The sequence below is a fragment of the Bradyrhizobium sp. SZCCHNR1053 genome (genome assembly GCF_032381235.1).
Classification (GTDB): Bacteria; Pseudomonadota; Alphaproteobacteria; order Rhizobiales; family Xanthobacteraceae; genus Bradyrhizobium.
On record NZ_JAUHJM010000003.1, the window covers coordinates 593270 to 614047 of the forward strand.

Annotated in this window: 18 protein-coding genes and 1 pseudogene; 11 read left to right on the plus strand and 8 right to left on the minus strand. The window is 65.4% G+C overall.

From position 1 onward, the window contains the following. A complete protein-coding gene (locus tag QX051_RS11905; protein WP_315740911.1) occupies window positions 1–516 on the plus strand; it encodes a MarR family winged helix-turn-helix transcriptional regulator in 516 nt (171 codons plus the stop codon). A gap of 272 nt (window positions 517–788) precedes the next feature. Here QX051_RS11905 and QX051_RS11910 read toward each other — a convergent pair whose 3' ends face one another. Continuing rightward, entirely contained in the window at window positions 789–1985 is a 1197-nt protein-coding gene (locus tag QX051_RS11910) for an amidohydrolase family protein (RefSeq protein ID WP_315776219.1), read from the minus strand. A gap of 318 nt (window positions 1986–2303) precedes the next feature. Here QX051_RS11910 and QX051_RS11915 point away from each other — a divergent pair, with 318 nt between their 5' ends. The 3 genes from QX051_RS11915 (at window position 2304) to QX051_RS11925 (ending at window position 4930) form a co-directional block, all read left to right on the plus strand. After that, complete coding sequence (locus tag QX051_RS11915; protein ID WP_315776272.1) at window positions 2304–3185, plus strand: aldose 1-epimerase family protein; 882 nt, start codon at window positions 2304–2306, stop codon at window positions 3183–3185. 316 nt (window positions 3186–3501) lie between these two features. After that, window positions 3502–3921, plus strand: coding sequence for a hypothetical protein (locus QX051_RS11920; protein ID WP_315740909.1), 420 nt, complete (start codon window positions 3502–3504; stop codon window positions 3919–3921). Window positions 3922–4108: 187 nt separating this feature from the next. Further along, on the plus strand, window positions 4109–4930 hold the full coding sequence (locus QX051_RS11925; RefSeq protein ID WP_315758056.1) for an aldo/keto reductase: 822 nt from the start codon (window positions 4109–4111) through the stop codon (window positions 4928–4930). A 79-nt stretch (window positions 4931–5009) separates the two neighbouring features. Here QX051_RS11925 and QX051_RS11930 read toward each other — a convergent pair whose 3' ends face one another. Both QX051_RS11930 and QX051_RS11935 read right to left on the minus strand, forming a co-directional pair. Continuing rightward, a complete protein-coding gene (locus QX051_RS11930) occupies window positions 5010–5237 on the minus strand; it encodes a hypothetical protein (protein WP_315758055.1) in 228 nt (75 codons plus the stop codon). A gap of 138 nt (window positions 5238–5375) precedes the next feature. Then, window positions 5376–5825, minus strand: coding sequence for a hypothetical protein (locus QX051_RS11935; protein WP_315776220.1), 450 nt, complete (start codon window positions 5823–5825; stop codon window positions 5376–5378). A 170-nt stretch (window positions 5826–5995) separates the two neighbouring features. Here QX051_RS11935 and QX051_RS11940 point away from each other — a divergent pair, with 170 nt between their 5' ends. Further along, complete coding sequence (locus QX051_RS11940; RefSeq protein ID WP_315740905.1) at window positions 5996–7276, plus strand: amidohydrolase/deacetylase family metallohydrolase; 1281 nt, start codon at window positions 5996–5998, stop codon at window positions 7274–7276. An 11-nt stretch (window positions 7277–7287) separates the two neighbouring features. Here the strand turns inward: QX051_RS11940 and QX051_RS11945 are convergent, their stop codons facing one another. After that, on the minus strand, window positions 7288–8526 hold the full coding sequence (locus tag QX051_RS11945) for a PLP-dependent aminotransferase family protein (protein ID WP_315776221.1): 1239 nt from the start codon (window positions 8524–8526) through the stop codon (window positions 7288–7290). Between the two features lie 176 nt (window positions 8527–8702). On the opposite strand from QX051_RS11945, the gene ribB reads away from it, so the two are divergent. The 3 genes from ribB (at window position 8703) to QX051_RS11960 (ending at window position 12192) form a co-directional block, all read left to right on the plus strand. Further along, complete coding sequence (gene ribB / locus QX051_RS11950) at window positions 8703–9779, plus strand: 3,4-dihydroxy-2-butanone-4-phosphate synthase (protein ID WP_315740903.1); 1077 nt, start codon at window positions 8703–8705, stop codon at window positions 9777–9779. Window positions 9780–9843: 64 nt separating this feature from the next. Beyond that, window positions 9844–11058 (plus strand): acyl-CoA dehydrogenase, encoded by a 1215-nt coding sequence (locus QX051_RS11955; RefSeq protein ID WP_315715517.1) that lies wholly within the window; start codon window positions 9844–9846, stop codon window positions 11056–11058. 219 nt (window positions 11059–11277) lie between these two features. Next, window positions 11278–12192: an MBL fold metallo-hydrolase gene (locus tag QX051_RS11960; protein WP_315776222.1), complete on the plus strand. Its 915-nt coding sequence runs from the start codon at window positions 11278–11280 to the stop codon at window positions 12190–12192. Window positions 12193–12300: 108 nt separating this feature from the next. Here QX051_RS11960 and QX051_RS11965 read toward each other — a convergent pair whose 3' ends face one another. The 3 genes from QX051_RS11965 to QX051_RS11975 all read right to left on the minus strand — a co-directional run bounded on the left by QX051_RS11965 (window position 12301) and on the right by QX051_RS11975 (window position 16272). Continuing rightward, window positions 12301–13161: a DUF1499 domain-containing protein gene (locus tag QX051_RS11965; RefSeq protein WP_315758050.1), complete on the minus strand. Its 861-nt coding sequence runs from the start codon at window positions 13159–13161 to the stop codon at window positions 12301–12303. 133 nt (window positions 13162–13294) lie between these two features. Further along, window positions 13295–14512, minus strand: coding sequence for an MFS transporter (locus QX051_RS11970; protein WP_315776223.1), 1218 nt, complete (start codon window positions 14510–14512; stop codon window positions 13295–13297). A 131-nt stretch (window positions 14513–14643) separates the two neighbouring features. After that, a complete protein-coding gene (locus QX051_RS11975; protein ID WP_315776224.1) occupies window positions 14644–16272 on the minus strand; it encodes a fatty-acid--CoA ligase in 1629 nt (542 codons plus the stop codon). 120 nt (window positions 16273–16392) lie between these two features. On the opposite strand from QX051_RS11975, the pseudogene QX051_RS11980 reads away from it, so the two are divergent. Then, window positions 16393–17457: pseudogene (locus QX051_RS11980) on the plus strand (extensin family protein); the annotation flags it as partial. A gap of 579 nt (window positions 17458–18036) precedes the next feature. Here the strand turns inward: QX051_RS11980 and QX051_RS11985 are convergent. Next, window positions 18037–18717 (minus strand): L,D-transpeptidase, encoded by a 681-nt coding sequence (locus QX051_RS11985; RefSeq protein ID WP_315758048.1) that lies wholly within the window; start codon window positions 18715–18717, stop codon window positions 18037–18039. A gap of 343 nt (window positions 18718–19060) precedes the next feature. Between QX051_RS11985 and QX051_RS11990 the strand changes: the two genes are divergently transcribed. Together QX051_RS11990 and QX051_RS11995 are read left to right on the plus strand one after the other, a co-directional pair. After that, on the plus strand, window positions 19061–20038 hold the full coding sequence (locus QX051_RS11990) for a magnesium transporter CorA family protein (protein ID WP_315740897.1): 978 nt from the start codon (window positions 19061–19063) through the stop codon (window positions 20036–20038). Between the two features lie 423 nt (window positions 20039–20461). Continuing rightward, the gene (locus QX051_RS11995; protein ID WP_409998085.1) at window positions 20462–20674 is read left to right on the plus strand and encodes a hypothetical protein; all 213 of its coding nucleotides are present in this window, start codon (window positions 20462–20464) and stop codon (window positions 20672–20674) included. Window positions 20675–20778 lie beyond the last annotated feature (104 nt).

Below are 20778 nucleotides of genomic sequence, written 5' to 3' on the forward strand. Positions count from 1 at the left end.
ATGGCCAAGAGCGCCCCGCTGAAGCGATCGACAAAAGCGGCGACCAAGACGACGCCGAAGCCACAGGCCAAGCAAGCCGCGAAGGCTGCGCCAAAGCCGGCCCGCACGGCCTATGTGCTGGACGACCAGATCGGCTTCATCCTGCGGCAGGTGTGGCAGCGCCACACCATGATCTTCGCGCGCGATATCGGCAGCAACCTGACGCCGACGCAATGGGCGGCGCTGTCGAAGCTGGTCGAGACCGGACCGTGCTCGCAGAACCAGCTCGGACGGTTCACGGCGATGGATGTCGCGACCATCAAGGGCGTGATCGATCGGCTGACGGCGCGCGGTCTCACTGAAACCAGCCCGGACCCGCAGGATGGTCGCAGGCTGTTGGTCAGCCTGACCCGCGCCGGCCAGCAGCTCGCGGAGAAGACCGCGCCGCTGGCGCTGGCGATCTCCAAGGAGACACTGGCGCCGCTGGATGCGAAGGAACGCGAGACGCTGCTGGGGTTGTTGAACAGGCTGCGGTAGTCGCCACGAGCGCAGGTCGTGTAGGGTGGGCAAAGACGCATTCGCGTAGCGAATACGTCGTGCCCACCATCCATGCTGCGACGAAGACGCTGGGTGCGTCGCACACGGCGCTGGCGCGTCGCGCGCGCCTTTGCCCAACCTTGCTACGCAATCTTCATCAAACTCACGGCGTCATTGCGAGGCGCCCTTGCGCCGAAGCAATCCAGAGCTTCACATGCGGCCCTGGATTGCTTCGCTGCGCTCGCAATGACGGCGGAGAAAGCCGGTCGATCCTACTTCGCCACGATCTCCGGGATCTTCGTCGCCGGCGGCGTGTTGCGGCTGCGCTGGGTGCGGACGATGCCGTCGATGATGGTCATGCCGATGCCCGGGAGGTCGCCGAGCTGGACGCTGTCGAGCAGCGTCTTGGCCGGCGAGTGCTGCGCCTTGTCCATGATGACGAAATCGGCGGAGCGGCCGATTTCGATCAGGCCGCAGTCGAGCTCGCGCATCCGCGCGGTGTTGCCGGTGGCGAAGCAGAACGCGATCTCGGCCGGCACGTCGCCGAGCGAGGACAGCAGCGACACCATGCGCAGGATGCCGAGCGGCTGCACGCCGGAGCCGGCCGGCGCGTCGGTGCCGAGGATGACGCGGTTGAGCTCGTTCATCTCGCGCGCGGTGCGCAAGGTGAACAGCGCCGAGCGCTCATTGCCGTTGTGCACCAGCTCGAGCCCCGCCTTGCAGCCCTCGCAGATGCAGCGGATCTGATCGTCGGGCAGGGCGGTGTGGCCGCCATTGATGTGTCCGATGACGTCGGTGCCGGCCTCCAGCACGATGTCCTTGTCGATCAGGCCGGAGCCGGGGATCGAGGGGCCGCCGGTGTGGATGGTGCTCTGGATGCCGTATTTGCGTGCCCAGCCGACCATCTTGCGTGCGGTGGGGCCATCCTTGACGCCGCCGAGACCGACCTCGCCGAGCAGCTTGACGCCAGCCGCGGCGAGCTCCTTGAAGTCGTCCTCGACCATCTCGCATTCGATCACGGGCGCGCCGGCATGGACCTTCACGCCGCCCGGTCGCAGGGTCCAGAACGCGCGCTGCGCGAAGATCGCCATCGCCTTCAGGCCGACGACGTCGCGCGGACGGCCGGGCATGTGCACCTCGCCGGCGGAGATCATCGTAGTGACGCCGCCATGCAGATAGGAGTCGATCCAGTTGGTCTGGTTCTGCCGCGGCGTCCAGTCGCCGGCGACGGGATGGACGTGGCTGTCGATCAGGCCCGGCGCGACCGTCGTGCCATGGGCATCGACGATGGTCGTCGCGCCTTCGGTTTCGACGTCCTTGAAGCGGCCGATTCCCGTGATCTTGCCGTTCTCGGCGACGATCGTGTCGGCATCCAGGATGGGCCGTTCCAGTGCGCCGGACAGCATCAGGCCGATGTTGCGGATGACCAGCTTGCTGGGACCGGTTGCTTGCGGCGCGTCATGGGCCATCGGGATATCCTTCTCTCCTGGCAAAGCATTTGCGGCAGTTTGCGCCTGCACGCGGCGCAGCATCAAGCCGGTTTCGATCATTCGTACACGAATGATCAGGGCCGGCAAGCTGCGGCCTGCACGAAGATTTGGCGCGGGTTGCCTACCCTTCAGACACAGCGCGGGCCCTATGAGTGCGGCTTCGGTCGCGTGTTCGACATTCCCGTGCCCTGTGCTTGTGGCGGTGGTCTACGCGCTGGTGATGAACCGCACCCCTGGACGTTGCTGCCGCAATCCGGCATCACCTCGTGCGATCCTTTTGCGACGTCGGTGACGGCAATGAGCGACGACCTTCACACGATCAGCGCGGGCGGCATCACTGCCGCGGTCAAGGCTGACGGCGCCGAGCTGTGCTCGCTGAAGACGGGCGGGGGCCTGGAGTTGCTTTGGCAGGCCGGAGCCGTCTGGCCGCGCCATGCGCCATGGTTGTTTCCGACCGTCGGCCGACTCAAGAATGACCAGCTCCACCACCGCGGCCAGACCTATCCGATGACGCAGCACGGCTTCGCCCGCGACCTCCGCTTCACTTGGCTGGAGCGCGGGGCCGAGTCATGCGTGTTGCAGCTGACCGACGACGAGACGACGCGGGCGCGCTATCCGTTCGCCTTCCGTCTCACGGTGAGCTACCGGATCACCGCTGATGCGCTGGACGTGGCGGTCGAGATCGCCAACCCCGGCGCGGAGGTTCTGCCCGCCTCGTTCGGATGCCATCCCGCCTTCAACTGGCCGCTGCTCCCCGGCCAGCCGAAGGAGAGCTACCGGCTAATTTTTGCAGAGCCGGAGCCGGCGCCGATCCGCCGTCTGACTGGCGGTTTGCTGCGCGAGCGGCCGGAGCCCTCACCGATCGAGGGGCGCGTTCTCCCGTTGAGCGAACGTCTGTTCGACGACGATGCCGTGATCCTCGATCAGCCGGCCAGCCGTTCGGTTCGCCTCGTCGGAACCACAGGACCGGCGCTTGAGTTAACTTGGGATCATTTTCGTCAGCTTGGAATCTGGTCGAAGCCCGGCGGCGTGCCGTTCCTGTGCATCGAGCCGTGGCGCGGTTTCGCCAGTCCGCTCGATTTCGACGGCGAGTTTGCGGCCAAGCCCGGCGTCCTGCACATCGCCCCGGACTCTGCAGAGACGCTGCGATGCCGCATCCGGGTCGACGGATTGCTATGACTAATGCTCGCAGCGCCCATTTGCGTGCACAGCGGTAACTGTGACTCGCAGTTTTGGGCCTGGAAATGACGGCGCCGTGACCTACATCAGAGACGAGCGCGGAACTTTGGCTATGATGCGTCAAACGACCGGCGGTTGGTGGGCGCTTTCTCCGAACTGATAACGGTCGATCACCGAACATGATGTGCGGCGTGATGTCAGGCGCTCTTAGCTGGCTCTTGCAGCCGGGCAGCGCTGCGAGTTCGCCATCGGCCGGCGTGCAGAGATCTCGCGGCGGGGCGCGTAAGTGGCGTTACGCGGGGAACGGGAGGATGGGATGGTGTTGAGAGCTGTTATCGGCACGATTACATGCGCCGTGTTGCTCACGGCGAGCGATGCTGTGGCGGGGGCCTATCGGCCGGGTGACTTCCTCAAGCTTGATCTGTCGAAGGCCGTGTTGTCGCCGGAGCCGCTCGGCCCCGAGGCGCATTTCGAACCTGTGCCTATCGAAGCCAAATCAGATCGACCTGCGGTCGCCGTCCGTTCCGCGATCGACCCGGACGAGCGCTCCGCCATCCCGCGCGCCGTCGCCACCCGGCGCGCTCAAGGCACCAGGACGGCCGAGCGGCCCCGCGGCGCCGCTCGCACCAAGCTCGTCCATCGGCGCGGCAATCCGCTGGACGCGCAGGCGATGGATACGCGCATCCAGACCTGGCCGTGCCGGCCCGGCAGCGGCGGCATCTGCAACTGGCGCTGAGCACAGGCTCGGCGTGCGCCTGCACGCCGGAACCGACCTCCCGACATCTTGATTGAGGTGGATGCCGGCTCGCTTGAACTCGCAAGCGGAGCGACGGCAAGCTGAGCACTTCCCGCCAAGGTCTTGATGTTTCGAGGCTGCCGCCGGCGTTCGCTGGCGAGTGGTTCGCGCGATTCCAGGAGAATTCATGAACGCCATCGACACCCAGGGTATTCGTCTGCCCAAGCTCGGGCTCGGCACCTTTCGCATGCAGGGCACCGTCTGCCGCGAGGCCGTCGAGAGCGCGCTCGCGCTCGGGTACCGCCACATCGATACTGCCGAGATGTACGCCAACGAGGACGCGATCGGTGCTGCACTTGCGGCAACAAATCTGCCGCGCGCCGAATTGCACGTCACCACCAAGGTCTGGCCGGAGAACCTCGCGCCGGACGCGATCCGTCGCGCATTCGACACGAGTCTGAGGAAGCTCAGGCTGGAGTTCGTCGACCTCTATCTCATCCACTGGCCGGCCAAGGGAATGGACCTGCCGGCTGCGCTGGAGACACTGTTGAAGCTGAAGGAGGAGGGGCGCACGCGCGCGGTCGGCGTCGCCAATTTCACCGTCGCGCTGCTGAAGCAGGCGGTCGAGGAGATTCGGGCGCCAGTGGCGTGCAACCAGGTCGAGTATCACGTGATGCTCGATCAGTCGAAGCTGATGGCTTACATGGCGAGCCGGTCAATTCCCCTGGTGGCTTATTGCCCGCTGGCGCAGGGACGCGCCGCCGCCGACGAGACGCTGGGGGCCATCGGCAGGAAGCATGGCGCCAGCGCCGCCCAGGTCGCGCTGAAATGGCTGTTGGACCAGGATGGGGTGGCGGCGATCCCCAAGGCAGCGCGCCCGGAAAGTCAGCGGGCGAACTGGGATGCGATGAAGCTTCAACTCGATGATGAGGATCGTGCCACCATCGCGTCCCTCCCGAAGGACAAGCGCTTCGTCAATCCGGCCTTTGCGCCGGACTGGGATCGCTGACGACCGTGCATCGGGCCAGGGTGAATGGACCACAGAAAATGGCCCCTTGCGGGGCCATTGCTGCGGCGAAGTCCGCGGATCAGTCGCGCTTGATGATCACGGTGCGGTCATGATGGCGGTGGAGCGGCCGGACATAGCGGTGAGGCCGGTACTCACGATGCATGCGGTATTCGGCGTGGGAGCGATCCCAGCCGTGGTGGTAGTGATGGCCGCCACGCTTGATGACCACCGTCTCGGCGTTGGCGATCGACGGTGCCGCGAGCGCGACGACCGCAAGGGAAGCGAGCGCGAGAGCGATTTTCTTCATGTTGTCCTCCAGAATGAAAGTGCGGGATCAACTTGAAGTGTGAAAGAACGTTCCGCAGGACCTTCCACGAAGTTGCTGAATACACGTTCAGATTTGGTCTTCACGCTTGCGGGCGAGCTGCGTCTCGAGCCTGCCGCGTCAGTCGCACTTCCTGAGCGCTGGCGTCGGCTTGCCGTTGGCGACGAAGCGCGCCTCGCGAATGGTATAGCTGCCGTCCTCGCCACGATTGAACACCGAGCGGATGCCGCCGTCCGTCGTCTTGATGATCCCATTCTCGCGCGTCTGGCGCGCCCTCGACAGGACGATCGAGAGGACTAGAGTCTGGTCGGGTTCGATCCGCGCGGTGGCGACCTCATTGACGTCGGAGGGATCATGGTCGCGGCGATAGACCAGGCTGCCGTCCGGCGAGATCTCGTAGGAGATGATGGCGCCGCGGCCTCTGACCGGAGGCGCACCGCAATCAGCAGCCCAGGTTCCGATCAGGCCCCACGCACGTGCCACCTCGGCCGTATCGTCCGCCGAGGCGGCCGGCGCAAAGGATGATGCGAGCAGGAGGATTGCGAGCAGGCGTTGGGAGATCGAGGTCATGGGGTCTCGCAGGAATGTCGTCCGTCCATCTTAATGCACCGCGTCAACGGCGCAATGTCGGACCTGCGAGATAGGCCCGAAGCGTCGATCTTCCGGTGCGGGTCTTGCCGGAGCCGCCGACAAGGCGCATGCTATCGGCAACTACAAATAAGATGTGGGGGAGGCCGAGCATGTCCGCGCTGTCGCGCCGTCATTTCCTGTTGTCTTCCGGAGCGGCCGCCATGGCTGCGGTGTCGGGCCCGGCTCACGCGGCGATGGGGCCGGCCGACAAGTTCGACCTTCTCATCAAGGGCGGCGACGTCATCGATCCCAGCCAGGCCCTGCGCGGCCGGCGCGACATCGGGATCCGCTGGGGCGTGGTCGAGGCCCTCGAACCGGACATTCCGGTCGAGCGTGCGCTGCGGTCGATCGACGCTGCCGGCCGGCTGGTGATGCCGGGCCTCATCGACCTCCACAGCCACGTCTATCCCTATGGCTCGGCGATCGGGATTCCGCCGGACGAGCTCGTGCAATTCCAGGGCACCACGACGGTCGTCTCGGCCGGCGATGCCGGGGTGAACAATCTGGCGGCGCTGCGCCGCTTCATCGCCGCCCAGTCGCGCGCCCGCATCTACGCCTTCGTGCATATCGCCAACAATGGTCTGTCGGCATTTCCGGTCGCGGAGCTCTATAACATCGACAACGCCCAGGTGGATGCCTGCGCCATGGCGCTGGCCGAGAACCCGGACTTTCTGCTCGGCGTCAAGGTGCGGATGTCGGAGAACGTGATCTTCAAGCATGGGCTCGAGCCGCTGAAGCGCGGCATCAAGGCCTGCGAGTTGTGCGGCTGGCCGGCGCGGATGATGGTGCATATCGGTGGGGTCGAGACCGGCGAGTTGATGTCGCAGATCCTGGACCTGCTGCGCCCCGGCGACATCCTGACCCATGCCTATTCCGGCGCGCCGAACATGGGCGGCGCCTTCACCAACATCGTCCAGGACGGCAAGCTGCTGCCCGCGGCGCTCGCCGCCAAGCAGCGCGGCGTGCTGTTCGATGTCGGCCATGGCGGCGGCAGCTTCGATTTCACCGTGGCCGAGGTCGCGATCCCCGGCGGCTGCGGCCCGGACACCATCTCCTCCGACATCCACGTGTTCTCCGGCAACAGCCCGGGCATGCCGTTCCTGCCCAACGTGATGGCGAAATTCATGGCGATGGGACTCTCGCTGGAGCAGGTGGTGAGCATGGCGACCTCGGCGCCGGCCAAGATCATCAACCGTGCGCCGAAGATCGGCAGCTTGCAGGTCGGCGCGCCGGCCGACGTCGCAATCATGGACCTGGTCGAGGGTCCCGTCAGCTTCGTCGATACCCGCGGCAACAAGCGCGAGGGCAAGCTGCAGCTCAAGCCGGTCCAGACGGTGATCAATGGCGTGCCGTTCGGGCGGCCCTACCAGTCGCCCTTTTCGGTGCGGTGAGCAGCGCGCGATCACTCGATCGCGCGCGTCCGCTCCACATTGGACGAGCGCAGTGGCACGCCGAACTCCTCCCGGCAGACGTCGGCGAGCACCGCGATGCCCTCGCGGATGTCCTGATGCGAGGGGCTGGCGAAGCACAGCCGCAGGCGGCTCCGCGCATGCGCGGCGTCGGTGGACCATTCCGGTCCCGGATTGATCGACACGCCGCGCTTGAGCGCGGCCTGTGACAGCTTCATCGCGTCAACCTGGTCCGGCAGCTTGAGCCAGAGGAAGATTCCGCCCTTCGGCGCCTCGAACTCGGCGGCGGTGCCGAACTCGGCGTTGAGCGCCTCGATCAGGGTGTCCAGCTTGGCGCGCAGGCCCCGCACCAGCTGCGGCACGTGGGTCGCGAAATGCGGCCTGCAATATTCCGCAAGCACCATCTGTTCCAGCGCGCCCGAGCCGGCATCGGTCTTGAGGGACAGCAGCACCGACATGATCTCCCAGGGGGCGACCAGGAAGCCGACCCGCAACGCGGGCGCGACCGACTTCGAGAACGACCCGAGATGGATCACCCCGCCATGGTCGGACATGCCGTGGATCGCGCGGGGCCGTTTGCCATCCCAGATCAGGTCGGCGTAGCAGTCGTCCTCGAACACCGGTACGCCATAGGCGCGCGACAGCCATAGCAGCTCGGCCCGGCGGTTTTCCGGCATGATGGTGCCGGTCGGGTTCTGTACCGTCGGAATGGTATAGATGTATTTCGGCCGAATGCCGCGATCCCTTAGATCGGCCAGCACCGTCGCCAGCGCATCCGTTCGCATGCCGTCGCGGTCGAGCGGGATGCCGATGACCTTGACGCCCAGTCGCGCCAGCCGCGTCAGCGTGCCCTGGTAATTGTCCTGCTCGACCAGCACGGTGTCGCCGCGCGTGAGCAGCGCCTGGTTGACGAGGTCGAGGCCCTGCAGCGAGCCCGAGAGGATCATGATGTCGTCGGCGCGCGCCGACATGCCGGCGTCCCGCGTCAGCTTGGCGGCAAGGAAGTCCCGTAGCGGCCGGTAACCTTGAGGCCCATGCGCGAGGCCGTAGGTAGCCAGCGCGCGTCCCTCGCGGGCGAGCACGGCGTCGGCGGCCGCGCGCAAGCCCTCCACGGGCACGGCATCGGCGTCGTTGTTGCCACCGACGAAGCTGTATCTTGCGAGTCCCGTCCAGCGCGCGGCCGGTGCGGGCAGGCCGGGGCTGAAGAGGGGGGCAAAATCGAATGCGGCCATGAGGCGCGGCTCCCTTGTTCTCGATTTGAGGCGACTTTAAACAGATACCAGGGCGCTTGTCCTCGCAGGGCAGGTCCTTTTCCCGGGGGAAGGCGACCTTCGAACGGCGGTTCCACCGCTCTGGCGCGCGCCTGCGATCCCGGCTAAAGCAGCCCGGAAAAGCAGCGAGACTTGCAATGGCCGACTCGATCCAGGAAGTTCTGTACGCCTTCGCCAAGGGTGAGATGGTCGTCGTGACCGATGACGACGACCGCGAGGGCGAGGGCGATCTCATCGTCGCCGCCTCGCTCTGCACGCCCGACAAGATGGCGTTCATCATTCGCCATACCTCGGGCATCGTCTGCGCGCCGATCACGGCCGACGACGCGCGGCGGCTGCGGCTCGACCCGATGGTCGCGCACAATGATTCCAACCACACCACGGCCTTCACCGTCTCGATCGACTACAAGCCGGATGGTGGCACCGGCATCTCGGCCGAAGAGCGCGCTTCCTGCTGTCGTGCGCTCGCCAACCCGAATGCCGGCGCCGCTGATTTCGCGCGCCCCGGCCACATCTTCCCATTGATCGCGCGTGACGGCGGCGTGCTGCTGCGCTCCGGCCACACCGAGGCGGCGGTCGATCTCTGCAAGCTCGCGGGGCTCCCGCCGGTCGGCGTCATCTCCGAGTTGATGAACGACGACGGCACTGTGATGAAAGGCGAGCAGGTCGTTCGTTTCGCCGCGGCCCACAATCTCAAGCATGTCACCATCGCCGATCTGATCTCGTACCGGCAGGCGCGCGAGAAGCTGATCGAACGGGTGTCGACCTTCACGACCGACAGCCCGATCGGGCCGCTGCAGGGCTTCGCCTACCGCTCGCCGTTCGATCCGATCACCCACGCCGCGTTCGTCTATAACGGCATCGGCGACGGCAAGAACGTGCTGACGCGGCTGCACAAGCCCAACATCGTGAAGGATCTGATCGCAGGTCCGCAGCGTATCCAGGCGGTGCTGCAGCACTTCAAGCAGGCCGGTCGCGGCGTGCTGATCTATCTGCGCGACGGGGCGGCCGGCGTTCCCGTCGAGCCGGTCGAAGAGCCGCACACCGCGGAGGCCGATCGCCATCGTCAGTGGCGCGAGGTCGGCGTCGGTGCGCAGATCTTGCGTGATCTCGGCGTGACCTCGATCCGGAACCTGACGTCGTCGGCGCATGACTACAAGGGCCTGTCGGGTTTCGGCATCGAGATCGTCGCCAACGAGCGGCTTGAAGGCTGAACCTCCAGGATTTAACCTCTAGACTGCTGCGACCCGTGCGCAGCGAGACGCGAAAGGACCATTCATGAGCGCGCGCCCTCAGGCAAAGGACAAGCCGGCCCAGTCGAGCTTCCAGTGGGACGATCCCTTCCTGCTGGACGATCAGCTGACCGAGGACGAGCGCATGGTGCGTGACACCGCGCGCGCCTACGCCCAGGACAAGCTGCTGCCGCGCGTGACCAAGGCCTATCTCGAAGAGAAGACCGACCGCGAGATCTTCAACGAGATGGGCGAGCTCGGCCTGATCGGCATCACCTTGCCGGAGGAATATGGCTGCGCCAATGCGAGCTACGTCGCCTATGGCCTCGTGGCGCGCGAGATCGAGCGGGTCGATTCCGGCTATCGCTCGATGAACTCGGTGCAGTCCTCGCTGGTGATGTATCCGATCTACGCCTACGGCGACGAGAGCCAGCGCAAGAAATATCTGCCGAAGCTCGCCAGCGGCGAATGGGTCGGCTGCTTCGGCCTCACCGAGCCGGATGCCGGCTCCGATCCGGCCGGCATGAAGACCCGCGCCGAGAAGGTCGCCGACGGCTACCGCCTGACCGGCAGCAAGATGTGGATCTCGAACGCGCCGATCGCCGACGTGTTCGTGGTGTGGGCCAAGTCGGCCGCGCATGACAACCAGATCCGCGGCTTCATCCTCGAAAAGGGCATGAAGGGCCTGTCGGCGCCGAAGATCGGCGGCAAGCTCTCCTTGCGCGCCTCGATCACCGGCGAGGTGGTGATGGACGGCGTGGTGGTGCCGGAGAGCGCGCTGCTGCCCAACGTGTCCGGCCTGAAGGGGCCGTTCGGCTGCCTCAACCGCGCCCGCTACGGCATCTCCTGGGGCGTGCTCGGCGCCGCCGAGGATTGCATGCATCGCGCTCGCCAGTACACGCTCGACCGCAAGCAGTTCGGCAAGCCGCTGGCTGCCACGCAGCTGGTCCAGAAGAAGCTTGCCGACATGGAGACCGAGATCGCGCTCGGCCTGCAGGCCTCGCTTCGCGTCGGCCGCCTGATGGACGAGGGCAAGATGGCCCCGGAGATGATCTCGATCGTCAAGCGCAACAATTGCGGCAAGGCGCTCGACATCGCCCGCGTCGCGCGCGACATGCACGGCGGCAACGGCATTTCGATCGAGTATCAGGTGATGCGCCACGCCGCCAACCTCGAGACGGTCAACACCTACGAGGGCACGCATGACGTTCATGCGCTGATCCTGGGCCGCGCCATCACCGGCATCCAGGCGTTCTTCTAGTCTTCGTCGTTCCGGGGGCTCTGCAGGAGTCCCCAACTGTCATCGTCCGCCCCCGGGTCTCGCCTTTGGCGAGCTTGAGGACAGGCTCCAGCGGACGATCCGGTACTCGGAAACAACAGGATCAGTCGAGATGTCGCGGCGTACCGAATGCCCCGCCTGCGCGGGGCATGACGTCCGAGAAACGGGTCATCAAGTGCCCGTCGAAAGATGAGGCAAGCGATGGCCGAGGAAGACGTCCCGTTCAACCGTCATTTCCCGCTTCCCGCGGGCGTCGTCGAAGAGGTGCGCCCCGGCATTCGCCGCATCCTCTGCAACAATCCGAGTCCGTTCACCTTCACCGGCACGGTCAGCTACATCGTGGGCACCGGCAACGTCGCGATCATCGATCCCGGCCCGGACAACGAGGCCCATGCGCAGGCGCTGCTCGATGCCATCAGAGGCGAGACGGTAACGCACATTCTGGTGACGCACACCCATCGCGATCACTCGCCGAACACCGGCCGGCTGAAGGCCGCGACCGGCGCCACCGTCTATGCGGAGGGCCCGCATCGCGCCTCGCGGCCGCGCTACGAGAGCGAGAAGCACAATCCGGAATCCGGCGTCGACCGCGACTTTGCGCCGGATGTCACCGTTGCTGACGGCGACGTGATCGAAGGGCAGGGCTGGCAGCTCGAAGCCGTGGCGACGCCCGGCCATACCGCCAACCATCTCGCCTTCGCCTGGGGCGAGCGCGGCACCACTTTCGTCGGCGATCACGTGATGGGTTGGGCGACCTCGATCGTGGCGCCGCCCGACGGCGCGATGGTCGACTACATGGCCTCGCTGGAGCGGCTCGCCGCGCGACCTGAGGAGCTGTATTTCTCAGGCCACGGCCCGGAAATTCCGGAGGGACCACGCTACACGCGCTTCCTGATGCGCCATCGCCAGGCGCGCGAAGCCTCGATCCTGCATCGTCTCGCCAAGGGCGAGGCTGACATCCCGACGATGGTGCGCGCGATCTACATCGGCATCGACCCGCGGCTCACCACGGCGGCGGGCTACTCCGTTCTCGCCCATCTGGAAGACCTCGTCGCCCGCGGCATCGTCGCAACGGAGGGCGATCCGGTGATCGGCGGGACGTATCGGCTGGTGTAGCGAATAGGGAATAGGGAATAGCGAGTAGGGAATAGCGAGTAGGGGAAGAGTGCGAGCCGGGAAGACTTCATTCCCTATTCGCTACTCCCTATTCGCCATTCGCCCCGCTCACTTCTTCACCGTCTTCGCATTCCCCTTCGCCGCCACCGGCGGCGGCGTGACCTTCTTCACCGGCTTCTGCGCCTCGGCCTCGCCGGCGTTGGACAGGTCCTCGATCAGCTTGGTCACGCGCGCGGCGTTGCTGCCGATATCGGACTCGAAATAGCGCGAGGCGGAGCGGACGTCGACGCGGGAATCCTCGCCGTCGGGCTGGATGCGGATCGAGATGTCCTCGCGGAAGCCCATGATCGGTGTGCGTGCGACCGCCTCGATGCGGCCGACGCGGCGCGGCGGCTGCGGCGCGCGCTCGTCGACCACGAACCATTTGCGCCGGTTGACCAGCTTCAGGGCGATCGCGTAGGCGCGATCGGGCGGCAGCTCGATCTGCACCGGCTCGATGTCCGGATAGAATTTCTGCTGCTGCTCGGCCGAGTACAGCCCGGCATAGACGGCCGTGTTGGTGCCGTCGCCGTTGCGGAGCGGCGCCAAAGCCTCGAAGCGCGGCGGATCGATCGGGTCGGTGGTGATGTCGTAGATCTTCGGCAGCTTGCGGTACTGGAGCGCGAGGTAGGCCGGATAGGCCAGCACCACGGCGTCGATCATGAAGGCGAGCAGAATCCGGCTCATGCCGCGGCTGCCGTTGCGCCAGATCGCGACGAAGGCGGCAAGTCCGAGCAGGATCGACAGCGCGGCAAGCCCCAGCGCGCCGAAGAACGTCGCCAGCGCCGGCTTCATCTCCAGAAAATCGAAGCGCAGGATCAGGATCGAGACCAGCACGGCGACGACCGAGAACACCGCCAGATTGCGGGTCCAGGTCGCGAGGCTGGAGATCGGCTCCGACAGATAGGGGGCGTGAAACCTGCGTGCCATCGTGTCAGGAACTGCCGGGTTGGGCCGCTGCCTGCATTGCGCCGGGCGGCCGGGTCATCCGTGTGAGACCACGCGGATGGGGTAAATTCAAGAGGCGTCTGGTCCGGAGAGGGCGGATGATCCGGACACCGTCTCAGGTGCTTTCGCTGGGGCGGATACGCAAGGCCGTCAGCATCAACAGGACGGTCGTGATGGAGAATGCTGCGCCGGTCGTGAACGTCGCCCGCGGCCCATAGGCGTGCCACAGCCAGCCCGCCAGCAGGCTTGCGACGAGCAGCGCACCGCCGGTGACGAGGTTGAAAAGGCCGAAGGCGGTGCCGCGCAAGTCCGGTGGGGCGGTATCGGCGACCATCGCCGAGAGCAGCCCCTGCGACAGTCCAAGATAGAGGCCCCAAAGCGCAACGCCGATCGCGGTGCCGATCAGGCCGGGCAGGAATGCCAGCGTCAGGTCGGCGGCTGTCAGCACGACGAGGCCACAGGTCAGCACGTTGCTGCGGCCGATATGGTCGGAAAGGATTCCGGCCGGCATGGCCACGCCGGCATAGACCAGGTTCATCAGCACGTAGACCAGCGGGATCAGGAATAGGGGAAGGCCGTCGGCCTGCGCCTTGAGCACCAGGAACGCCTCGCTGAAGCGGGCCAGCGCGAATACCGCGCCGATGGCGACCACGATCCAATAGGCGCGTGGTAGCCGGCACAGCTCGCGCGCATGGATCGGCCAATCGCGGCGCGGCACAGGCGCGGTCTCCACCGGTTCGCGCAGGCCGAACAGGATCAGCAGCACGGCGAGCGCGGCCGGCAGTGCCGACCACCAGAACACCGCGCGGAAGTCGTTGGCGTAGAGCGCCATCAGTGCCACGGCGAGGAGGGGACCGGCAAAGGCGCCGACCGTGTCGAGCGCCTGGCGCAGGCCGTAGCTCGCGCCGCGGATGCCTTCCGGCGTCACGTCGGCTATCAGCGCGTCGCGCGGCGCCTCGCGGATGCCCTTGCCGATGCGGTCGACGAAGCGTGCGGCGAGGATCTGCCACGACGTGCTGGCGAGCGGAAACACCGGCTTGGTCAGTGCCGCCAGCCCATAGCCGATCCCGACCAGAAGCTTGCGCTTGCCGATCCGGTCCGACAGAGCGCCGGAGAACACCTTCGTCACCGCCGCGGTGGCCTCGGCCACGCCTTCGATCAGGCCTATGGTCACCGTAGAAGCGCCGACCACGGTCGCGAGGAAGATCGGCAGCAGCGCGTGGATCAGCTCCGAGGAGATGTCCATCAGGAGCGACACCAGCCCGAGCGTCAGCACCGTCGACGGCACGTCGCGCCATGTCGTGCGCGCGGTCCGTGGTCCTGTCGTGTTCATCGCGGCATTGTAGCGATTGGATCTCGTCGAGCCTTGCGCCACGTCAACGCTGTATGCCGGCGGCAATGCAGAACGGCCTCCCCGGTGATGGAGAGGCCGCTCGTAATGATGCGCCGTTGGACGTGGCCTGCTCAGGCCGCGGCGTTGGGGAAGCGATAGCTCTTGAACTGGTCGCGCAGCGCGGTCTTCAGGATCTTGCCGGTTGCCGTGTGCGGAATGCCGTCGACGAAGGCGACGTCATCGGGCATCCACCATTTGGCGATCTTGCCTTCCATGTATTTCAGGATGTCCTCGCGCGTCGTCGTCTGGCCGGGCTTCAACTGCACGATCAGCAGCGGGCGCTCATCCCATTTCGGATGATAGACGCCGATGACGGCAGCCTCGGCGACGGCGGGATGGCCGACCGCGAGATTCTCCAGGTCGATCGAGGAGATCCATTCGCCGCCGGACTTGATGACGTCCTTGGAGCGGTCGGTGATGCGCATATAGCCATGTTCATCGACGGTGGCGACGTCGCCGGTGTCGAAGAAGCCTTCATCGTCGAGGATGTTGCTGTCGACCTTGTAGTAGGCCTTCGACACCGCGGGTCCGGACACCTTGAGCCGGCCGAAGGTCTTGCCGTCCCACGGCAGCTCGGTGCCGGCATCGTCGGTGATCTTCATCTCGACCCCGAACGGGGGGAAGCCCTGCGTCTGCAGCACATCGAGCTTGGCGTCGCCGTCGGCGCCGAGGAACGGCGGCTTCAGGGTGGCGAGCGTGCCGATCGGGCTCATCTCGGTCATGCCCCAGGCGTGACGCACGCCGATGCCCATGTCGAGGAAGGCCTGGATCATCGAGCGCGGCATCGCCGAGCCGCCGCACACCACCATCTTTAGATGCGGCAGTTTGAGGTTATGCGCCTGCATGTGCTGCAGCAGCATCAGCCACACCGTCGGCACGCCGGCGGTGTAGGTCACCTTCTCGGTGTCGAGCAGCTCGTAGACGGACGCGCCGTCGAGCTTGGGGCCGGGCATCACCAGCTTGGTGCCCATCGAGGGAGCGGAGAAGGCAATGCCCCAGCTGTTGGCATGGAACAGCGGAACCACCGGAAGCATTGTGTCTGCTGCGGACGTACCGAGCGAATCCCGGCTATTGGCCATCAACGCATGCAGCACGTTGGACCGATGCGAATACAGCACACCTTTCGGATCGCCCGTGGTGCCGGACGTGTAGCACATCGCGGCTGCGGTGTTCTCGTCGAAGGTCCCCCAGGCGAAATCGCCGTCGGCCTCGCCGATCCACGATTCGTAGGCGACGGCGTTCTTGAGCGTCGTCTGCGGCATGTGTGCGGCGTCGGTCAGCACGATGTAGCGCTCGACGCTCGGCAGCTTGTCGGCGAGCTTCTCGAGGATCGGCACGAACGTCAGATCGGTGATGACGATGCGGTCCTGGGCATGGTTGATGATCCAGCCGATCTGCTCGGGAAACAGGCGTGGATTGACCGTGTGACAGATCGCGCCGATTCCCATGATGCCGTACCAGACCTCGAGATGGCGGCCGGTATTCCAAGCGATGGTGGCGACGCGGTCGCCCAGCTTGATGCCGTCGCGCGTCAGCTTCTGCGAGACCTTGAGAGCGCGGTCGTGGATTTGCCGATAGGTGGTGCGAACGATGGGGCCTTCGACCGAGCGGGTCACGACCTCCTGGGAGCCGTGGATTGTCGCCGCATGCTCGATGATCCGGTGACAAAGCAGGGGCCAGTCTTGCATCAAACCAAGCATCAGGTCGTTCCTCCGGTATTCGCTTGCAGCGAGGGTCTTTTGGTCTCTTTGGTCAATTTTAGCGCGTGCCGCATCCGACGCAAATGGACTTGTGATGGCCACGACGTCGCGCCGGGCGTGATGGTTAGCGCTGTGGCCGTGGCGATCGCATTGAGCTGGCTCATGGCGGCGCCGGCGGCGGCCGCGAAATCAGCGCACCGCAGCCCGCCCGCGGCCTCTGAGCTCGCTGCGAAGCTGGCCGATGGCGTTGCCAAAGTGCCGCTTCCGCAGCCGCGGCCGGCCGACGCGCCGGCGCGGGAGGCGGCCAAGGGCGAGGATGCCGCTCCGCGCGACGAGGCCAGCACCGGTCCGAAGGTGGATGCCAAAGCCCCGCCGCCGCCTTCGGCTTGCAGGCTGGCCCTGACCGAAGAGGTCGCGATCGCGCCGTCGATTCCGCCGATCAAGGGTCCTGGCGGCTGCGGCGGCGAGGATCTGGTGCGGCTGGAGGCGGTGGTGCTGCCTGACAAGCGCAGGGTGGCGCTGACGCCCGCGGCGACCATGCGTTGTCCGATGGCGACTGCGGTCGTCAATTGGGTGCGCGACGATGTGGCGCCGCTGGCCGAACGGCTCGGCAGCGCGGTCACCGCGCTCGACAATTTCGATTCATATCAGTGCCGCGGCCGCAACAATGTCAGCGGCGCGCAGCTATCGGAGCACGGCCGTGCCAATGCACTGGACGTCCACGGCTTCGGGCTGGCCGACGGCCGCATGATCGATCTCACCGACCGCACCCAGCCGCGCGATTTGCGCGAGGCGGTGCTGCACGCGGTGTGCACCCATTTCTCCACGGTGCTCGGCCCCGACTCCGACTGGTACCACGAGGATCACATCCATCTCGACCTGATGGAGCGGCGGAACAATTACCGGATCTGCCAATGGGACGTGCTCGACCCGCTGCCGAAGGTCGCGCCCTTGATGCCGGCCGCCCGGCCTGACGATGCGCCGCCGCGCGAGACCGAACAGGCCGGCACTGAACGCTCCAGGAAGACCGCGAGCACCCCGGCCGAGCGCAACGGCACCAGTCGCGGCGTCTCGGCGGAGATGGAGGCCGGAACGTCTACCGCAGCGGACGGCACCGCTCCGTCAGCTGACGAGGGGACCGAACGGTCCGCCGTGGAAGAGCGCTCTCCCGCGCAAAAACCAGCTGATTCGGCCCGCAATCGGCGCACGGCGTCAAAGCCGGCGCCCGAGCAGCAAAAGGTCGAAGCCGCTGCGCCAGAGGCGCGATCCTCGACCGCCAAGCCGCCGGCAGGCGGTCCATCCGCAGTGTCGGACAAAACCCGCGATGCAGCCGGGCGCGACCAGCGCGCGCAGACGAGCCAGAATGGGGAGCGAGCCTTGCCCTCGAAGCCGGCGTCGCGGAAGCGCCATCACAGTCGCCGAAGCTGGGATCCGTTCCGTGGATTGTTCTAGCGCGTGATGAGATGAGGTCTGGTTGCTAGCTGCGAACGAAGGTGCGCTCCCTCTCCCGCTTGCGGGGGAGGGCTGGGGTGGGGGTGTTGCCGCGATTGAGGCTGCCCGAGCGGAGAGAGCCCCCACCCGGCGCTTCGCGCCGACCTCCCCCGCAAGCGGGAGAGGTGAAGCGAGCCTGCGGTTAAGTCGATTCAACCAAGAGGCATCGCGCTCTAGCGCCCAAAACAAAAGAGCGCCGGTTGCCCGGCGCTCTCAAAGAAGGATGCTAAACGCGTTTCTCGGCTTTTGAATTTCGTCCGCCGCAGGCGATGCTTACTGCATCGCGGCGTAGGTGCCGCCGCCCTGCAGCGCCATCTGCGGCTTGTAGGGCGAATCACCCTTCTTCGGATCCAGCACCACGACGATGGTGCCGACCTTCACCCGGTTATAGAGATCGATCGCATCCTCGTTGGTCAGGCGGATGCAGCCCGAGGAGATCGAAGCACCGATATATTCCGGCTGGTTGGTGCCGTGGATGCGGAACAGCGTGTCCTTGCCGTTGGCATAGAGATACATCGCGCGCGAGCCCATCGGATTGTCCGGACCGGCCGCAACGTAGGTCGGGACGCCCAGGCGCTCGATCTCGCTCTTGGTCGGATGCCAGGCCGGCCATTCGGTCATGGCCCCGACCTTGGCGATGCCCGACCACGCCATCGCCTCTTCGCCGACGGTGATGCCGTAGCGAATCGCCTTGCCGCCATCGAGCACGTAATAGAGGTAGTGGCTGTCGGAATCGACCACGATGGAGCCCGGGGCTTCCTTGCGGTGATAGTCGACGATCGCGCGCCGATAGGGCTCGGCCACCGGCGTGTTGGTGTAGCGGATCTTCGCGAGAAGCTCCTTGTCCTTCGGCTTGAAGGCCTGGGTGTTGGTCGCCTCGTACGTCGTGGCCTGCATGCAGCCCGACAGCATCAGGCCGGCGGCCAGGAGTCCGAGTTTCACCTTCAGCGACATGTCACCAATTCCAATCGACAGCTGACGTTGCAATGACACGGCCGCGCCACTGCAGCGCGATTCCACATGTCCCATTATCGTCAAAATCGTTCTCAATTCCAGCCGCTACACGCACAGGTCACGCTGCAGCGCCGCGATTGTTGCTTTTTTGCCGCAAAGTTGCGGGCAGTCATCCACAGCTGTGCTCCGAATGGCACGGTCATGCCCCCCTGGGCGCTGCGCGAGAGGCCGCGGAGCATGGGCCTGAAAAGTCCATGGACCGGGCCCGCAAGCTGCGTCACAAGGCAGCAGCATCCCACCGCTAAGTCCCCGAAATTCACGTTTCGCGATTCGGAGTTTGTCCATGTTCTCGGTGTTCGTCCCGTCGGAAGCCGCGCTGAAGAAGGTGGCGGTCACCGATCCCGCGGCTCTGCCCGAGAATGCGGTGTGGGTCGACCTGGTCAACCCGAGCAATGCCGAGGATCGGGCCGTCGAAAAGCTGGCCGGGATTGCGGTGCCGACCCGCGAGGACATGCAGGAGATCGAGATCTCCAGCCGTCTCTACATCGAGAACGGGGCCCGTTACATGACGGCCACGCTGATGTGTCACTCGGATTCCGATATGCCCAGGACCACGGCCGTCACCTTCATCCTGGCTGGCCACCGTCTCGTGACGGTGCGCTACGACCAGCCGCGCCCCTTCGCCGTGGTGGAGGCCAAGCTCGCCCGCAACTGTGCGCCCGGGATCACCGGCGAGATGGTGCTGATGGAGTTGCTCGATGCGGTAATCGACCGCTGCGCCGACATTCTCGAGAAGGTCGGGGCTGATATCGACCAGGTCAGCCACGAGATCTTCGAGCCTAACAATGAGCGTCACGGCCATGCCAAGCAATATTCGCAGATCCTGATCGCGATCGGCCGCAAGGGCGACCTGACCTCGAAGGTACGTGAGAGCCTGGTGTCGATCGGCCGCCTCGTCACCTTCCTGTCTGCGGTGGTCGAAGGCGTGAAGTGGTCGAAGGACATGCGTGAGCAGCTCAAGACCATGCAGCGCGACGTCGCTTCGCTGACCGACCACGCGTCCTACCTCGCGAGCAAGATCACCTTCGTGCTGGATGCGATGTTAGGCGTCGTCAACCTCGAGCAGAACAACATCATCAAGCTGTTCTCGGTGATGGCGGTGGTGCTGATGCCGCCAACCTTGATCGCATCGATCTACGGCATGAACTTCAAGATGATGCCGGAGCTCGAATGGGTGCACGGCTATCCGATGGCGCTGGTGCTGATGCTGATCTGTGCGATCGTGCCGTACTACATCTTCAAATTGAAGAAGTGGCTGTAGTGCCGCGGGCCTGAAAATCCAGGCTCTACGCGAGAGGGACGAATCTGCGCGAGGCCTGCGGCATTGTGCCGTCATTCCAGGCGATGCCTCATTCGCGCCCTGTTGTTAGCAGCGGCATAGACATGTCATTGATCGATCGTCATGCCGTCCGTCGCTATGCACTTAAGGTGACACAAGCGGTGAGATGCAACACATAATAGGAAATACTTGTTAGGCCGGCTGCAATGCCGCTGCAAAGCCGCCCCAATTCCTCAGGTAAAATTTGACGGGAACGCTGAACGTTTGATCGAAACTTCTCTGCGATAAATCTGCACCAGCATGACAAACAACGAGCGCCTCGGCGCGTGGCATGCAAGGCAGAGCTCGAGGGCGCGTTCATCGCGCCTTATCCAAGAGGCGGCGGCAATGGTTGAGAAACGCATAATGGCATCGAACAACGTGATCGATCTTGCCAGCTATCAGCGCAGCCGCGCCGACATTGTCGTGGCGTTGTCGCCGCGTACCTGCCGCTACTGCGGCGCCGAACTCGAGGACGACGAGCGCGATGATGATTGCTCCAGCGCTCTCAACGTCGAGTCCGACCGCCTGCGCTGGCGCGCCGCGCAGATTTTGCGCGGTTTGGTGTGCGAAGGCTGAACGACCGTTCTCGACCGGGCGGTATTCAGGCAATGTCGCCCGCGCTGCCAATGATCGGAAATTCGGTGCGCCGATCCCATCCCATGAACAGCGTTCCCTCCGGG